Genomic DNA, 15,943 nt, shown 5'->3' on the forward strand with positions numbered 1-15,943 from the left:
AGACTATTTCGATATATAATGAATATTCGCAATACTAAATTTTAGAATGAGGAGGAGGGCCAATGGAAAATACAAATTTGATTGACCAAGAACAAGCTTTTGAAGAAAGCAAAGAAAAAATATTCGAACTCCTCGAAGAGAAGAAATATTTCCGTTGTAAGGACGAACTATTAAAATTTAACGCAGTAGACATTGCCGAACTTCTTGAAGAAGTGATGCGAAAGTATAACATGCAGACCGCTATCATACTGTTTCGTACGCTTCCAAAGGGTATTTCTGTTGAGGTGTTCGCTCGCTTTGACGTTGATGATCAGGTAGAAATCATCAATATCATCACTGATCCCGAGATAAAATACATTATTGAAGAGCTGGATTTCGATGACATGATCGACGTACTTGACGAACTGCCAGCCAATATCGTTGACAAGATTCTGGACAAGACCCCGAAGAATGAGAGAAGACAGATAAATGCTTTCCTAAAGTACAAGGAATACAGTGCTGGTTCGTTGATGACACCAGACTATATTAATCTGCGTAAAAATATGACGAGGCGCGAGGCGCTAGATCACATCCGCGATGTGGGGATGAACTCCGAGACGATTTACTCATGCTACGTTCTCGACGGTGGGCGAAAACTCGTGGGTGTCGTATCGCTCAGGAGCTTGGTACTAGCAGATGAGAATACGAAGGTCTCCAATATCATGAAGGAGGACATCATCTATGCTCACGTCGATGATGACCAGGAAGAGACTTCTGAACTTTTCAAGAAATACGGTTTCATCGCGATACCGGTAGTTGATAACGAAGATAGATTGGTAGGAATAATCACTTTTGACGATATCCTCGATGTAATCGAAGAAGAGAACACGGAGGATATGGAGCGTATGGGAGGTGTCATCGATAATACTGACAAGGACTACCTCGATACACCCGTTTTGATGCATGTCAAAGCGAGACTTCCTTGGCTTCTAGTTCTCATGGTATCTTACGTGTTTACTGGAGGCATGATTGCCAGTTTTGAGAAATCACTTTCCGCAGTAATCGCGCTAGTAGCTTATATGCCAATGCTCATGGGTACTGGTGGTAACTCAGGAACGCAGTCGTCTACAGTAATTATCACAGGAATGGCCACGGGAGACCTCGAGTTATCTGATGTTCTTAGAGTTCTATGGAAAGAATTCCGCATAGGAATTATCGTCGGTATATGTGTAAGCATCTTGAACTACATTAGGATAGTGGCATTTGACCATAACGGCTCTATGGTAGCGCTTACAGTGTGCCTGTCGATGGTATTAATCGTTATCATCGCAAAATGCATCGGTGCTCTCCTGCCGATGATTGCTAAGAAAATCGGGATTGATCCTGCGCTCATCGCTGGTCCTATGATGGCATCGCTCACCGATATGGTTGCGCTCGGCACGTATTTTACGATGGCGAGGTTGGTGCTCAAGATTTAACAGTGAAAGAGATATATCGGATATAATATGTGCAATGGCTATAAAAACTGTATCAATAAAATTATTAACAACAAATAAATTTAGAAAGAAAGCTTCGAGTTATCTCTATTTTAATATCAAAACAAATGGATTAATTAGTTTTCAAAATTTCATTGTAGGAGGATATGGTGAATACTAACAACTACGCTGAGCTCGCTGAAAAAGCGCGCAGAATCAGAATCGATGCTCTAAAGGCAATTCATGCCGCAAAGTCCGGTCATCCGGGAGGTTCGTTATCGTCGGCAGATATTCTTGCAACTCTCTATTTTAGTGAGTTAAATATCGATCCTGAGAATCCAAAGAAGACAGACAGAGATAAGTTCATATTATCTAAAGGGCATGCGGTTCCTGCGCTATATTCTGCACTTGGTGAGAGAGGCTTTTACGAAGTGAGCGAAATGATGACGCTCAGACAAATCGGAAGCAAATTCCAGGGACATCCTAATATGCGCAAGGTTTCAGGTGTTGAGATGTCGACAGGTTCACTTGGACAGGGGTTTTCTGTCGCAGTAGGGATGGCTATCGCAGGAAAAATTGATAAAAATCCTGGCAGAGTGTATGTTCTCACTGGTGATGGAGAGCTTCAAGAAGGTATCGTGTGGGAGGCTGCCATGCAAGCGGCTCATAGAAAACTCGATAATCTGGTTGCTATCGTAGACCTCAATGGACTACAGATAGATGGCAAGGTAAGCGACGTTAAGTGCGTATGCCCAATAGACGAAAAGTTCAAGAGCTTTGGGTGGAACGTAATCAATGTAGATGGTCATAATTTTGAAGAACTGACCACGGCATTTGAGGAAGCGAAGAAGTGCGGTGGAGTTCCAACTGCAATTGTTGCACATACTCACAAGGGTAAGGGCGTATCATTTATGGAAGACAATGCTGGTTGGCATGGAAAGGCGCCAAGCGACGAGGAGCTAGCTGCTGCGATTGAAGAACTTGGAGGTGACAACTAATGTCAGATAAGATTGCAACTAGAGCTGCATACGGAGAATTTCTAGTGGAGAAGAGCAGAGAGCGCGAGGATCTTATCGTTATGGATGCAGATCTATCTGGTTCGACCAAGACTAAGGGGTTTGCACAGGCTTATCCTGAGAGATTCGTAAACTGTGGTATCGCCGAACAGGATTTGATGGCTGAGGCAGCTGGAATTGCACTTTCGGGTCACGTTGTGTGTGCTAGTACCTTTGCTATGTTCGCCACAGGTAGAGCCTATGAGATTATAAGAAATTCAATCGGGTATACCAATGCAAATGTAAAGGTGTGCGCAACTCACGCAGGTATTACAGTAGGAGAGGATGGTGCGAGCCACCAGACTTTCGAAGATATTGCACTCATGAGAGAAATCCCTGGTATGCTCGTTGTAAATCCAGCGGATGCTGTAAGCGCTAAGAAGCTTTTAAATGAAGTAGTCGATACAGATGGACCTGCTTACGTTAGATTAGGTAGATCTGGCGTTCCTGTGATTTACGATGAGAATTCGGACATCAAAGTAGGCAAGGCAAATATAGTTCGTGAAGGTAGCGACGTAACGATTATAGCTACCGGAATTATGGTAGCTGATGCGCTAGAAGCGGCTGAAGAGTTAGTAATCGAAGGTATCGATTCGCGTGTAATTGATATGCACACTATCAAGCCAATAGATGAGACGGCAATTATCAATGCAGCTAGAGAGAATGGTCCGATTGTAACTGCAGAAGAACATTCAATTATCGGTGGACTCGGTAGCGCAGTGGCAGAGGTAGTTGTTAAGAATAAACCTGTAAAAGTTGAGATGGTGGGACAGAAGGATACGTTTGGTGAATCCGGAAAACCAGCTGAGCTCAGAGAAAAATACGGACTTACAAAAGCTGATATAGTTAAGGCTGTTAAGAAAGTGCTTGCATAAATTTGAAAATTAATAAAATAACCTAAAAATATAAAAAAATAGCAACTCCTTTCGTGAAATGTTCTTCACAGAGGAGGTGCTTTTTCAATTGCAGATACTGAGGTTCATGGTGAATTTTGTTTTTAGCTAGTAAAAATTTAACAAAATAATATGAAATTAATACAAACTCAATTTACAATGTGATGAATAAGTGATATAGTATGAATTGTTTTAGAACGTCTGGACTCTAGTCTAGTGAGTCCAGGAAGCAATGGCGAAGCGCATTATATTAATACCTAATATATATTCGTTACTTGCAATTATAATTATATTACTTTAGGAGGTTTTTTATGGAAACTGGTGTAAAGAAGGGTAGGCCGTTTGGTTTCTATGTATGCTCCATGGGCTATACATTTGAGAGACTTTCGTTCTACACTGTAAAGTACATCTTGGCAATGTGGGTTGCTGCAGACGTACTAAAAGGCGGTCTTGGAATGGGCCAGGTTAAGGCTACTGCGATTTCCGCAGGATTTGTAGCTTGGACATATATCACACCTATGTTCGGTGGATATATCGCTGACCGCTGGGTTAAGCCTAGATGGTGCGTACTTATCGGTATGATTCTAATGGGTATTGGTTACGTAATTGCGTGGAAGGCTACATCGCTTACACTCGTATACGTTATGTTCGTATTCGTAGCTGTTGGTACAGGTCTCTTCAAGGGTAACCTGTCCGGAATCACAGGTCAGCTATTCAACAGTGCTGAACAACTTGACTCTGCATTCTCAATTCAGTACACATTCGTTAACATCGGCTCGTTCATCGGAACAACATTCGTTGCTCCTCTCGCTACAACAGGAATGTTCGGTGTTCATGTAACTTACAGAACAATCTTCTTGATCACAGGCATCTTCCTATTCATCGATGCTATTTGGTTCTTCGTAGTTGGAGGCAAGGCTCTCGGTGAGGCTGGTATGTCACCATTCAAGAAGGATCAGAGAGAGTTCGTATCTGCTGAGAAGAAGGAAAGCGAAGAGTCAGCTCCTCTGACTGCAGGAGATAAGAAGAGAGTTGCCGCTGTACTTCTAGTTATCGTCTTCTCGATGGTATTCTGGATGCTATGGTACCTCGCTTATTTCCCAGCATACTTCAGATTTGGCTGGGGAGATGGAGCTGAGTATCTAAACAAGGCTAACTGGTTTATTGGAAGCTTCAAGGTTCCTACATCATGGTTTGACTCTGTAAACGCTCTGGTTTGCGTAGTTCTCGGTCCGGTTCTAGCTGGTGTATGGCTAAAGCTTGCTAGAAGACCTCAGGGGGACATGAGCATGTACAAGAAGACTGGTCTAGGATGCGGACTTCTCGGTCTAGCTTACTTCGTAATGGTGTTTGCTGACAGACTTGCTGGAGAGAACGGACAGTGCTCCGTACTATGGATTGCTCTTGTTTGTGTCATGATGTCGGTTGGCGAGATGGTATTCTCACCGCTTGGAAACTCATTCATCAACAAGCTTGCACCTGCTAAGCTTCTAGGTCTTCTTCTAGGAACATGGCCAGTAGCTGTATTTATTTCGCAGTTCATCTATCCTAAGATCTACGCTTGGACTCTGACTCAGAACTTCAGTTTTGCGTACGGCCTGCTTGGTGGAATCGTAATCGCATTCGGCGTAATTCTATGGATCCTCAGCAAGAAGCTTGATTCTTGGGCTGAACAGGAATAATACAATAATACCGATTTACACTACAAGTTGTATATATTAAAATTAAAGCGGAGGGGTATCCCTTCGCTTTTTCGTACCTCAGTTATTTAGTTTATGAAAGCAGGTGCACTATGGAACTGAGAAGAGGAAAGAATATTGCTTTTACTATAATATGCGGTGTGTTCCTACTGATAGTCAGAATGGTTGTGAACAGTTCATATTCTTTTATGGTTCCGTATAAGCTTCAGATTATACTAGCTATATTTTTCTTAATTTATGGACTCGCATTAGCGTTTTGGGAGATAAAAAATGACCAGCCATTATTCTGGGGCGCTGGACGCTCGATATTTAATATCGGAGTAATCAATAGCTCGATGATTGTGGGAGCTAGTATTTTCTTCTTTGCAAGCAATGCTTTATATGGGCTATGTGCATTTGGAGTTGAAATTGCCCTATATGCGTTTATTTCCATATTCGAGTGGAAATAATGCATTGTACATAATAAATACAATAAAACAGCGATAATTAGAAGGATAATGATTGACACATGATATAAAAATGATATCATAAAGATACAAAGAAGCGCTTCAGATGATTTTTTAGGGCCTATAATCATAGACCTTTAACACATTAAATCTTCTAAGGAGGTTGGCACTATGGATACTATCAAGAAAGTTGGATATTTAATCGTTGTAGGGCTTATCATCATGTTGCTCCTTGTTGCCACTGGTGGAAATAATATACCTACGGATATATCTTTCGGAATCGGAATACTTATATCCCTAATAGGGTTTGCGCTTGCTATATGGGAAGTGAAGACTAATAAGCCCATATTTTACTCTTATGGCAAGAACTGGTTTGGCGGATACATCAATAATGGTGCATTTATTCTAGGTGTCTCGGCAGGATTCTTTGCAACGAAAACCATGTACGGAATTGTGGCACTTGGGGTCTTGGCAGTTTTATATGTAATAATTTGTACAGTCTTCAAGAGTAAAAATGTAGAAGCAAAGTAATAAAATAATATGAATAACATGATTATGCTCACCTTGCTGGAGGTGAGCACTTTTTATACCTCGATTACTAATATTATGACGTAATACATAAATGCATAAATATACTAAGATACTAAAATAAATACGAAATATTATTGATTTACTGATAAAATGGTGCTACTATATTTATGTTATTAAATAATGATAGAAAATAATGAATTGAAAAGGAATTGAAATGGATGCGTATATCAAAGGGTTTTTAGTTTCGTGCCAGGGAATACCAGCAACAGTATTTGTAAGTGTTTTATCAGTTATAATGGGCTCTGTAGTCGGACTTGTGATTGCTCTTATGAGAACATCAAAGAATAGATTTTTAAGTGGAATTTCAAAGCTGTATGTTGATATAGTTAGAGGTACACCTATGCTAGTGCAAGCACTCATTTTCGCTTACGGAATACCACAGTTCATGCAATCTCATATATTTTACTTTAAATGGGCTGATTTGATCATACCAGCTATAATCGTTTGTGGTCTTAATAGTGCCGCATATATGTCAGAGGTGATTCGTAGTGGAATACAGGCTGTAGATAATGGTCAGATGGAAGCTGCTAGATCTCTAGGTATGAGCAAGGGAATGGCTATGAGACTCGTGATTATCCCACAGGCTATTAAGATTATACTGCCAGCGATAGGAAATGAGTTTGTAACACTTATCAAGGAGACATCTGTTCTGAGCTATGTTGGTGTTACTGAGATTCTGCGTAAGGGTACACTACTTAATGCGGCAACATTTGATGCGTTTCCGGCATATATAGGTGTAGCATTAGCTTATCTGCTACTAACACTACCTCTTTCTAAGCTAATCGCAAATCTTGAGCACCGTGACAAAGGAAGTCAGAAGAAGATAGCGGAAGAGAAAAATGAACCAAAGCTCGAGGGAGGAGCAGCATAATGATAGAGATTAAGAAGCTATATAAATCATATGGAGATAATGAAGTGCTTAAGGGCATTGACCAAACAGTAAGTGAGGCGGAGGTGCTATGTATAGTCGGCCCTTCAGGTTCTGGGAAATCCACGATGCTCAGATGCATCAACTTGCTCGAGGTTCCGACGTCTGGAGAGGTATATATAGACGGGGAGCTCGTGACGAGTCAGAATATCAACGAAATTAGAACTAAGATGGGGATGGTGTTCCAGAACTTCAATCTCTTCCCACATATGACGGTACTGGAGAACGTGACCTGTGCACCGATTAATGTTAAAGGCATTAGCAAAGTTGACGCTGAAGCTAAGGGTATGGATCTTCTTACACGAGTTGGACTCGATAACAAAGCCAACGCGTATCCGCGCTCTCTGTCTGGAGGTCAGCAGCAGCGTGTTGCAATAGCTAGGGCACTAGCTATGGATCCTGAGATAATGCTCTTTGACGAGCCTACATCTGCACTTGATCCTGAGATGGTTGGAGAGGTTCTGGATGTAATGAAGGACTTAGCCAAGGAAGGACTGGCGATGATTGTGGTTACTCATGAGATGGGTTTTGCAAAGGAAGTTGCAGATAAGGTTATCTTCATGGATGAAGGCGTTATCGTCGAGCAGGGAACACCTGAAGATGTCCTCGTAAATCCGTCAGAAGAAAGAACAAAGAACTTCCTATCTAAGGTTTTAAGCTAATAGTGTGCAGCCCTGCTAATGTATTACGGTTATGCTAGTTGATTAAATGTTGATATATAGTGACTATAGAAGTACGCACAACAATATTTTGCGCTATTTAGTTTTTATGTGAAGATTTGTGATTAAAATAGTTTAATTTAGGCACGGTATAGTGACTCTATGCCGTGCTTTTGTAGTGCCTTTTGTTTATTTTTCAGCGTTTTTGGTGTATAATACTACAATCTGTTGGTGTATCTAGGAGGTCATATGATCGAATTTAAGAATGTTACTAAGCATTATGGCAACAACGTAGGGCTAGAGAACGCAACCGTTCGTATTGAGAAGGGCGACTTCGTCTTCCTCGTTGGACCGAGTGGTGCGGGCAAGACAACCTTTGTTAGACTGATACTTAATGAAATTAGCACAGATAAAGGCACCATTGTAGTTGCCGGTAAGGATATAACAAGACTGTCTAGGAGGGAGATTCCTGAACTGAGACAGAAGATTGGAATGGTATTCCAGGACTTCAGACTTCTTGAAAAGAAGACCGTGTATGAAAACGTCGCTTTTGCTATGGAAGTAGTTCATGCAAAACGCAAGGATATTAGAAGCCAGGTTCCATATGTGCTTGACCTTGTTGGTATTCTTGACAAGCAGGATAGATATCCTAACGAGCTTAGCGCTGGTGAGCAGCAGCGTGTTGGTATTGCTAGAGCGATTGTCAATAACCCAAGAGTTCTTATTGCCGACGAGCCAACTGGAAACCTTGACCCAATTACGGCTATGGAGATTATGGAAATTTTGGATAAGATTAACCTTCGCGGTACCACAATCCTTATGGTTACACATGCTAAGGATATCGTTGACCAGATGAATAAGCGCGTAGTAGCGATTGAAGACGGTCATATTGTCCGTGATGAACAAGGCCAATATGGATTCTATAACGAAGAAGAATACTACGATTACGACGAGGGGGTAGATAAATATGTTTTCTAGAGCAAAGTATACTCTCAAGCAGTCGGTTTCGCAGATTGGTCGCAACAAGGGTATGAATATTACCGCTGTACTTGCGATTTCGGCTATGATGCTTATTCTCGGATTGTTCTTCGTAGCATTCGTAAATGTTGACCTTTTTGCCAATGTTATCAAACAGGACTACAACATTGTTGAGGTTTTCTTAAACGACAATAATACAGATGCTATCAATAGCGATATTGGAAATAAACTTAAGGCTTCAGAAGGAGTGGATAAGGTTGAGTTTAGATCTAAGGCAGATGCAATCAAGATCATGAAGAAACGCTGGGGGGATAACGGTTATCTTCTCGACAGCCTCGCAGACAACCCACTTCCTAACTCATACCTCGTGTATGTTAAAGATAAATCGGTCGCAGATAAACTTTCCAAGAATGCAACATCCATTTCTGGCGTTGAAGATATTAAATACTATCAGGATACAGTTGAGAAGCTGCAGAGGATAACGAACTTCATTCAGACAGCATCGATTATCACTATGATTTTCTTGATAATCGTATCGGTTATTATCGTTGCTAATACCATTAAGCTCACTGTATTCGCACGTTCCAAGGAGATAAGTATCATGAAATACCTTGGAGCGACGGATTGGTTCGTGAGAGGACCATTCTTGTTTGAAGGAATTATTCTCGGATTTTTGTCGGCGGTAATTTCAACGGCACTAATGTTCGTAATATATTCAAGGCTTATCGGTGTAGTCGGACCTGACATCATGAGGATGTTATCGGTACCGGTAGTTCCAACGGGCTATCTGATTCCTAACGTAATGCTCATATTCATTGCGCTTGGAGTAGGAGTAGGTACTTGCGGAAGTATCATCTCGATAAGAAGGTTCTTAGATAGATAAGGAGGAGACATATGACTAGGGTGAATAAAACAAAGTGTGTAGTGGTTTCACTGCTCGCCTTAACTATGGTAGTATCGGCATTTGTAACATCTGTGCCGTCATATGCAGCTAGTGCCGCTCAAAAGAAGAAGGAAGCGGCAGCTGCAGGAGAAAAGTCTGCGGAGTTCAGCGCTAAAGTTGGTGAAGCTACTAAAAAGGTTGAAGAGCTGGAATCTAATATCAACAATGCTCAAGCGGAAATCAATGCGACACAGGCGAAGCTCGAGGCGAAAAAGGCTGCCGTAAGCAAACAGACTGAAGCTCTTAATTCGAGACTTAGAGCTATGTATAAGACTGGTACAGCAGGATTTATCAATGTTATCTTGAGCTCCGGCAATGTTAGCGAACTGATAACCAACGTTAGTATGGTACAGAGGGTACTCTCTAGCGATAAAAAGCTTCTCAGTACGCTTCAGAAGGATTATAAAGAGATTGAAGCTCTTCAGGAGCAGCAGATTAAGCAGGAAAAGGTTCTTGAGAAGAACAAAAAGGAAGTCGAAGTAACTCGTGAGAAGTATAAAGGTCTTGCGGATGAATATTCTAAACAGCAGGATCAGCTCAATGCAGAGGGCGATAAGCTAGCAGCTGAGGCAGCGGCAGCTCAGGCAGCGGCTGAGGAAAAGCTTAGAAGGCAGCAGGCGACTCAGGCTCAGAGTCAATCCTCTTCAAGTAGTTCAAGTAGCTCGAATAGCTCAAGTTCAAGCCGTCCAAGTACACCAACTACTTCAAGCGGATATCAGTGGCCGGTAAGCGGTGGAACAATAACTTCGCCTTTCGGATGGAGAGTTCACCCGATATTTAAGACTAAGAAGTATCATGATGGAGTAGATGTTTCTGGACTAAGAACTGGTACACCTATCAGAGCAATCGCTAACGGATACGTTACCAAGGCTTCATACTATGGTGGCTACGGTAACTGCGTTATGATTTCAATTGGAAATGGGTACACTACTCTATATGGACATATGAGTGGATTTGCAGTGTCTAATGGTCAGTACGTAACTAAAGGACAGGTTGTTGGATACATCGGAAGCACTGGTTGGTCGACAGGTCCTCACCTACATTTCAGTCTACTCAAGAACGGAAAGTATATTAACCCAATGAGTTTATTCTAAAGTATGAATACAGATATTTTTAAGAGCACTCCAGTGCTAAACGAACTATTAAGAATAAGAGGGATTGATGGAGAAGAGGAACTCGTAGAGTTCCTCTCTCCAAGCCCTAAGCTCGCATATGATCCATTCCTGCTAGCAAATATGCATGCGGGGGTGGATTTGTTGTTAGATGCTATATACAGTGGATCCAAAATCGTTATATATGGTGACTACGACTGCGACGGCGTAACGTCAACCGCACTCCTTATGAAGGTTATTGGTTCTCTCACAGACAATGTTACGTACTATATACCCTCTAGACTTGATGAAGGGTATGGACTGAACAAGTCTGCTATAGATCAGATATATCAGGATGAGGGCGAGGTTATCATCACGGTTGACTGCGGCTCTGTATCGGCGGAAGAAGTCGCTTATGCAAATAGCCTCGGTATCGAGACTATTGTGACAGATCACCATACTATTAAAGATGTCATGGCTCCAGGAATCGTTATCAATCCCAAGGCACCGGAAGATATATACCCCTTCAAAGGTCTTGCAGGGGTGGGAGTCGCATATAAGCTTGCACTAGCTCTTAGTCGTAACTGCGGGATACCTCGCAGTCTAATCACCGAAGTTCTTGAACTCGTTGCGGTCGGAACTATCGGTGATGTGATGCCACTCATAGATGAGAATCGTTCGCTAGTAAAATATGGATTAAGGCTTATGAGACTCGGATTTAAGAATAAGGGACTAAAAAGGCTTTCAGAGCTATCAGGTGTTGATTTTAACAATATTACTTCTACGAACGTTGCCTTTTCAATTGTTCCTAGGATTAATGCTGCAGGAAGACTTGGCGATGCATCGCTTGGAGTTAGAGCATTGTTATCCGATGACGATGATGAGGTAGAGAGTCTATGCACTAAACTTATGGAGACAAATACGAAACGTCGTGACCTGCAGAAGCAAGCTTTTGAAAACTGCATAAGTCTTGCGGATAGCGAGCTCAAGAATGGTGACTTCCTTATGATTGAAGCAGAACATGCCCACGAGGGCATACTAGGAATAGTGGCAGGAAATCTCAAAGAGCGCTACAATAGACCGGTTGTAATAGTGTCACCAAACGACGGAAAACTCAAAGGAACTGGTAGGTCTATCGATGGAATAGACCTGTACGCTTTGCTGAATCGCCACTCGGAGTATTTCGTGAAGTTCGGCGGACATAAAGCCGCTTGTGGATTTACGATGGATACGGAGAATCTAGGCAAGCTAAGAGCTGCTTTAAATGAGGATGTGGCAGGACTTCTGGCGGATAATGAAAAGTTGTTTGACAAGAAAATTGAAGCGGATATGGATATTGCAGTTCTAGATGCAAGTCTAGAGCTTGCACGAGCGCTCGAACTCTTTGCACCATTTGGGGCAGGAAATCCAGAGCCAGTGTTTAAGTTCGAGAAGGTACAGGTCGTAGGTTGGGAATTTCTTTCAGACAATAAACATGCGAGATTTTCCGTGATTCAGCATGGTAGTGCCGTTCAGTGCATAATGTTTAATAAGGCGATGGATGTGTATGGGCTGGTTACTAGCAATAAACCGCTGACAGTGTACGGAGTTATGGATATAAATAGGTGGAAGGACAGGGAGAATGTTCAAATCAGAGTCCTCGACATTGAAGAGACATAGAACAGCATTAATCGCATTTGCCGTAGGGTTCGGAACTGCGGTGATTTGTGCTGTGATTTTCGTGTATATTATATTAGGTGGTAGACTAATCTCTCAGTACAAACTCGACCAATATGAAGCTTTGGATGATGAGTTTGGCAAGTACTATGATATTCAGAAAATAATCAATAATAAAGCATACTACAAGCATCAGGACAGTGATGAAATAGATAAAGCCGTCGCCCTAGGAATGCTAAAGACACTGGATGATAAATATGCCGAATATATGACGGAGAAAGAGTACGAGGCATTTGAACGCAGATATTTAACATCGTATTCTGGTGTTGGAGTCGCACTTAAACTCGATGAAAATGATAAGATTGTAGTTAACAGGGTTCTATCGGGAAGCGCCGCAGAGCGTTCAGGCATTGTAACTGGGGATGAACTCCTTAAAATCGATGGCAAAAGTGTGAAGAGTCTAAATGATGCCGCCGAATTGATGGGAGGGGGCGGAGATAACGATGTCGAATTTACGATTTCACGAGGGGGAGTCGTTAAGAAGTACAAGCTCTCACGCTCCAAAGTAGAAGATGATGGTGTTACGTATGAGGTGCAGGACTCATCAAAACATATAGGATATATACGTATCAGCACATTTAGAAAAGGAACTTCAAAATCATTCAAAAATGCGATCGAAATGCTTAAAGTTAAGGATTGCGACAAGATAATTGTTGATATACGTGGCAATACCGGAGGTGTAGTCGAAGAAGCATTTGGCTCAGCGGATATAGTTCTTAGAAAAGCAAAGCTTGGTAAGATAGTTTCAAAGAAAAATATCAAGAAATACACTTCAGATGACAATTCGGCTGATATAAAACTTACGGTTCTTGTAGATCAGGATACAGCGAGCGCTGCTGAGATATTTACCGCTGCTTTAAAAGCAAACGATGTGAAAATAATTGGAACCAAGACGTATGGAAAAGGCGTTATTCAGACTATTTTTAAGCTAAAGGGTGGATTCGTGGTGAAACTGACGACTGCTGAGTATTTTGATCCAAACGGTAAAAAGATAAATGAGAAGGGCGTGACACCTAATGTGGAAGTAAAGTCTGGAGATGAAGCAATTCAAGAGGCGATTAAGCTGCTTGAAAGCAAGTAGGAGGTTCGCAATGTATTTATTCTACACAAATGAATACAAGAGAAATTCTGAGCAAAGCAGAGACCTTCTAGCAAAGAGCATCAGAAAGCTTGTTGAGAGAGAACCTCGTCTAGATGTTAATCCAGAAATAGCTGATCTTGTAGATGAAGAGTTACGAAGATATATAGCGGATAATATCGAACTCAATAAGAATGGAAAGCCAAGCATAACTGGTGTTCCAGACTACTCTATCTCTCATAGTGAGAATACTTGGGCAATCATATTTTCAGATGCACCATGTGGACTCGATATACAGTATAATAGAAAAACAAAACTCGAGAAGATTGCCGCAAAGTTCTATCAGGAAGATGAACAGGAGAGTGTAAATAGACTAGGAGTAGGTGAGTTCTTCCGTATATGGTCTAGGAGAGAGGCATTAATCAAGGCTGTAGGAGGTTCTGTCTTCTACGATGCTCCGAGCACTATGGGGAAAAACGCTGTATATGGAGACTCTGAGTGGCGCATCTATGATATTTCAATAGACTCTGAAATAAGTGGCGGTGATAATGCGGAAACTATATCTAGTGATGCGCATCACAAGAAATCTGAACTTCTGCACGCAGCAGCTGCGGTAAGAGATGATTCTGCATTTGCAGGAACTGAGGAGTTACAGGTAATAAGACTCGATGTATAGGCTTGGGTAATATTCGTAGCAAAGGTGCGTCCGCATTAGGGCGTATCATATAAATACACCTATAGGAGTATATGAGTATATGGGCAAGAAATATGGTGTCGGTGATGAGGCTATGAGATACCTCTCACACCGCATGAGGACTGAGCAGGAAATGCGTCAGCACCTCAAGGAGAAGGAATATGAAGATTCTGAGATAGAGGGCGCAATCGATGACCTTAAAGCTCACCACTATATAGACGACTATAAGTATGCGCTTGCTTTCTATAGGAATTCTTTTGAGAAGCTTAGGGGCGGTATGAGAGCGAAGCGTGAACTTGAGCAGAAGGGTGTCGATGCTCTTACTGCCGATGATGCTTTAGAAGATTATAAGTACGAAGCGGGCATAGATGAGATTGCAAATGCTAGACGGATTGCAATAGGGAGCATTTATGGCTCAGACGTAGCGAACGGATACGGAGAATCGGTGGAAAACATGCTCTTTGAGACTTCAGCTAGTGACGAAACAGAATATCTTGATGAACGCAAGATAGCATCGATTGCGAGAAAGCTCGAAAATAGAGGCTATACTAGCGGTGTTATCTACAAAGTAATCTCGGAGATGCGTAGCTGGAAGGTTAAAGCGTAAGGGTAAACAACAAATATATGAATATTATTATGATATTGTTATTAATTATGTGTCTGGGATCGATGCTCATGAGCGTCCTCGTTCTGATGCGCACGAAGGGAAATGAGGAGCGAATGGACACGTATTTTAAGGCGTACGGCGATGCAATTGCTAAGAGTCAGATGACGATGTCCGAGCATCAGGATTTGAGGCTCAAGGAGCTTAATGACAGCATGGCAAGGCTTCGTGCGGAGAACAACACTCAGATTGAGAACATACGCCATACGGTGGATGAGAAACTGCAGACGACTTTGGATACAAGGCTCACGAAGTCTTTTGGCTTAGTGAACGAGAGACTAGAGCAAGTGTATCGGGGGCTCGGGGAGATGCAGTCAGTCGCACAGGGAGTTGGCGACCTTAGAAAGATTCTGTCTAACGTAAAGACTCGCGGTATCCTCGGCGAAGTGCAGCTGGGTTCGATCCTGGAGCAGATGCTACCACCAAACCACTACGTTAAGAACGCAAGGCTTAAGGAGAACAGCAGGGAGAATGTCGAGTTTGCGATTAGACTTCCTGGAGCGGATGACCACGATGTTTTTCTCCCTATCGATGCGAAATTTCCTGGAGATACTTATAACGCGCTACTTGAGGCGTATGACCTGGGTGAGAAGGAAACTATCGCTGAAGCTAAAAAGAAACTCGTTAATAGGATTGAGAGTGAAGCTAAAGACATCAACTCGAAGTATATCAATCCGCCGATTACGACGGATTTTGCGATACTCTTCCTTCCGTTCGAAGGTCTGTATTCTGAAGCGATTAATGCTGGCCTTATCGAGCCACTACAGAGGAAGTACAAGGTAACTATTGCCGGGCCAACCACGATGGCAGCGCTTCTTAATAGCCTTCAGATGGGCTTCAACACTTTAGCGATAGAGAAGAAGAGCAGCGAGGTATGGGAGCTACTGCACGCTGTTCAGAAGGAATTTGAGAGATTTGAGTTGGTCCTAGCCAAGTCGCAAGGACACTTAAAACAAGCTAGTGATGATATCGATGAGATGGCAGGCGTGCGCATGCGTCAGATGAAGAGGGTGCTTCAGAGAGTTAATAATATTGAAGGCGAAGAGGAATAAG

At 42.2% G+C, this 15,943-nt stretch carries 16 protein-coding genes; all 16 read left to right on the forward strand.

Annotated elements, in window-relative coordinates; translation table 11 throughout:
- Positions 1-62 precede the first annotated feature (62 nt).
- The 16 genes from mgtE to QU661_RS01830 all read left to right on the forward strand — a co-directional run bounded on the left by mgtE (position 63) and on the right by QU661_RS01830 (position 15,942).
- Positions 63-1,457: a magnesium transporter gene (gene mgtE, locus QU661_RS01755; RefSeq protein WP_304990049.1), complete on the forward strand. Its 1,395-nt coding sequence runs from the start codon at positions 63-65 to the stop codon at positions 1,455-1,457.
- A gap of 164 nt (positions 1,458-1,621) precedes the next feature.
- Positions 1,622-2,452, forward strand: a complete 831-nt coding sequence (locus QU661_RS01760) for a transketolase (RefSeq protein ID WP_304990050.1) — start codon at positions 1,622-1,624, stop codon at positions 2,450-2,452.
- Positions 2,452-3,384, forward strand: a complete 933-nt coding sequence (locus QU661_RS01765; RefSeq protein ID WP_304990051.1) for a transketolase family protein — start codon at positions 2,452-2,454, stop codon at positions 3,382-3,384. The genes QU661_RS01760 and QU661_RS01765 overlap by 1 nt, the downstream gene beginning before the upstream one ends.
- A 329-nt stretch (positions 3,385-3,713) precedes the next feature.
- On the forward strand, positions 3,714-5,084 hold the full coding sequence (locus tag QU661_RS01770; protein WP_304990052.1) for a peptide MFS transporter: 1,371 nt from the start codon (positions 3,714-3,716) through the stop codon (positions 5,082-5,084).
- Positions 5,085-5,194: 110 nt separating this feature from the next.
- Positions 5,195-5,551: a hypothetical protein gene (locus tag QU661_RS01775; protein WP_304990053.1), complete on the forward strand. Its 357-nt coding sequence runs from the start codon at positions 5,195-5,197 to the stop codon at positions 5,549-5,551.
- A gap of 168 nt (positions 5,552-5,719) precedes the next feature.
- Entirely contained in the window at positions 5,720-6,079 is a 360-nt protein-coding gene (locus QU661_RS01780; RefSeq protein ID WP_304990054.1) for a hypothetical protein, read from the forward strand.
- A 214-nt stretch (positions 6,080-6,293) separates the two neighbouring features.
- Positions 6,294-7,010: an amino acid ABC transporter permease gene (locus tag QU661_RS01785; protein ID WP_304990055.1), complete on the forward strand. Its 717-nt coding sequence runs from the start codon at positions 6,294-6,296 to the stop codon at positions 7,008-7,010.
- Positions 7,010-7,729 carry an amino acid ABC transporter ATP-binding protein gene (locus QU661_RS01790; RefSeq protein ID WP_304990056.1) on the forward strand — a complete coding sequence of 240 codons (720 nt, stop codon included), beginning with the start codon at positions 7,010-7,012 and terminating at the stop codon, positions 7,727-7,729. The genes QU661_RS01785 and QU661_RS01790 overlap by 1 nt, the downstream gene beginning before the upstream one ends.
- A gap of 246 nt (positions 7,730-7,975) precedes the next feature.
- Positions 7,976-8,704, forward strand: a complete 729-nt coding sequence (ftsE, locus tag QU661_RS01795; RefSeq protein ID WP_304990057.1) for a cell division ATP-binding protein FtsE — start codon at positions 7,976-7,978, stop codon at positions 8,702-8,704.
- Positions 8,694-9,587: a permease-like cell division protein FtsX gene (gene ftsX / locus QU661_RS01800; protein ID WP_304990058.1), complete on the forward strand. Its 894-nt coding sequence runs from the start codon at positions 8,694-8,696 to the stop codon at positions 9,585-9,587. Before ftsE ends, ftsX begins: the two co-directional genes overlap by 11 nt.
- A gap of 11 nt (positions 9,588-9,598) precedes the next feature.
- Positions 9,599-10,741, forward strand: coding sequence for a murein hydrolase activator EnvC family protein (locus QU661_RS01805; protein ID WP_304990059.1), 1,143 nt, complete (start codon positions 9,599-9,601; stop codon positions 10,739-10,741).
- A gap of 3 nt (positions 10,742-10,744) precedes the next feature.
- Complete coding sequence (gene recJ, locus QU661_RS01810; protein WP_304990060.1) at positions 10,745-12,397, forward strand: single-stranded-DNA-specific exonuclease RecJ; 1,653 nt, start codon at positions 10,745-10,747, stop codon at positions 12,395-12,397.
- Positions 12,360-13,535 carry a S41 family peptidase gene (locus QU661_RS01815; RefSeq protein ID WP_304990061.1) on the forward strand — a complete coding sequence of 392 codons (1,176 nt, stop codon included), beginning with the start codon at positions 12,360-12,362 and terminating at the stop codon, positions 13,533-13,535. Before recJ ends, QU661_RS01815 begins: the two co-directional genes overlap by 38 nt.
- A 10-nt stretch (positions 13,536-13,545) precedes the next feature.
- Positions 13,546-14,208: a 4'-phosphopantetheinyl transferase family protein gene (locus tag QU661_RS01820; protein WP_304990062.1), complete on the forward strand. Its 663-nt coding sequence runs from the start codon at positions 13,546-13,548 to the stop codon at positions 14,206-14,208.
- Between the two features lie 79 nt (positions 14,209-14,287).
- Positions 14,288-14,833 (forward strand): regulatory protein RecX, encoded by a 546-nt coding sequence (locus QU661_RS01825; protein WP_304990063.1) that lies wholly within the window; start codon positions 14,288-14,290, stop codon positions 14,831-14,833.
- A gap of 113 nt (positions 14,834-14,946) precedes the next feature.
- Complete coding sequence (locus QU661_RS01830) at positions 14,947-15,942, forward strand: DNA recombination protein RmuC (RefSeq protein ID WP_304990064.1); 996 nt, start codon at positions 14,947-14,949, stop codon at positions 15,940-15,942.
- Position 15,943 lies beyond the last annotated feature (1 nt).

The sequence above is a fragment of the Mogibacterium neglectum genome, from assembly GCF_030644205.1.
GTDB lineage: Bacteria > Bacillota > Clostridia > Peptostreptococcales > Anaerovoracaceae > Mogibacterium > Mogibacterium neglectum.

Coding starts and splice junctions, on each gene's coding strand:
- QU661_RS01820 (WP_304990062.1), top strand. CDS start 13,546: ATGTATTTATTCTACACAAATGAATACAAGAGAAATTCTGAGCAAAGC.
- QU661_RS01760 (WP_304990050.1), top strand. CDS start 1,622: ATGGTGAATACTAACAACTACGCTGAGCTCGCTGAAAAAGCGCGCAGA.
- ftsX (WP_304990058.1), top strand. CDS start 8,694: ATGTTTTCTAGAGCAAAGTATACTCTCAAGCAGTCGGTTTCGCAGATT.
- mgtE (WP_304990049.1), top strand. CDS start 63: ATGGAAAATACAAATTTGATTGACCAAGAACAAGCTTTTGAAGAAAGC.
- QU661_RS01770 (WP_304990052.1), top strand. CDS start 3,714: ATGGAAACTGGTGTAAAGAAGGGTAGGCCGTTTGGTTTCTATGTATGC.
- QU661_RS01780 (WP_304990054.1), top strand. CDS start 5,720: ATGGATACTATCAAGAAAGTTGGATATTTAATCGTTGTAGGGCTTATC.
- QU661_RS01785 (WP_304990055.1), top strand. CDS start 6,294: ATGGATGCGTATATCAAAGGGTTTTTAGTTTCGTGCCAGGGAATACCA.
- ftsE (WP_304990057.1), top strand. CDS start 7,976: ATGATCGAATTTAAGAATGTTACTAAGCATTATGGCAACAACGTAGGG.
- QU661_RS01825 (WP_304990063.1), top strand. CDS start 14,288: ATGGGCAAGAAATATGGTGTCGGTGATGAGGCTATGAGATACCTCTCA.
- recJ (WP_304990060.1), top strand. CDS start 10,745: ATGAATACAGATATTTTTAAGAGCACTCCAGTGCTAAACGAACTATTA.
- QU661_RS01790 (WP_304990056.1), top strand. CDS start 7,010: ATGATAGAGATTAAGAAGCTATATAAATCATATGGAGATAATGAAGTG.
- QU661_RS01815 (WP_304990061.1), top strand. CDS start 12,360: ATGTTCAAATCAGAGTCCTCGACATTGAAGAGACATAGAACAGCATTA.
- QU661_RS01765 (WP_304990051.1), top strand. CDS start 2,452: ATGTCAGATAAGATTGCAACTAGAGCTGCATACGGAGAATTTCTAGTG.
- QU661_RS01775 (WP_304990053.1), top strand. CDS start 5,195: ATGGAACTGAGAAGAGGAAAGAATATTGCTTTTACTATAATATGCGGT.
- QU661_RS01805 (WP_304990059.1), top strand. CDS start 9,599: ATGACTAGGGTGAATAAAACAAAGTGTGTAGTGGTTTCACTGCTCGCC.
- QU661_RS01830 (WP_304990064.1), top strand. CDS start 14,947: ATGGACACGTATTTTAAGGCGTACGGCGATGCAATTGCTAAGAGTCAG.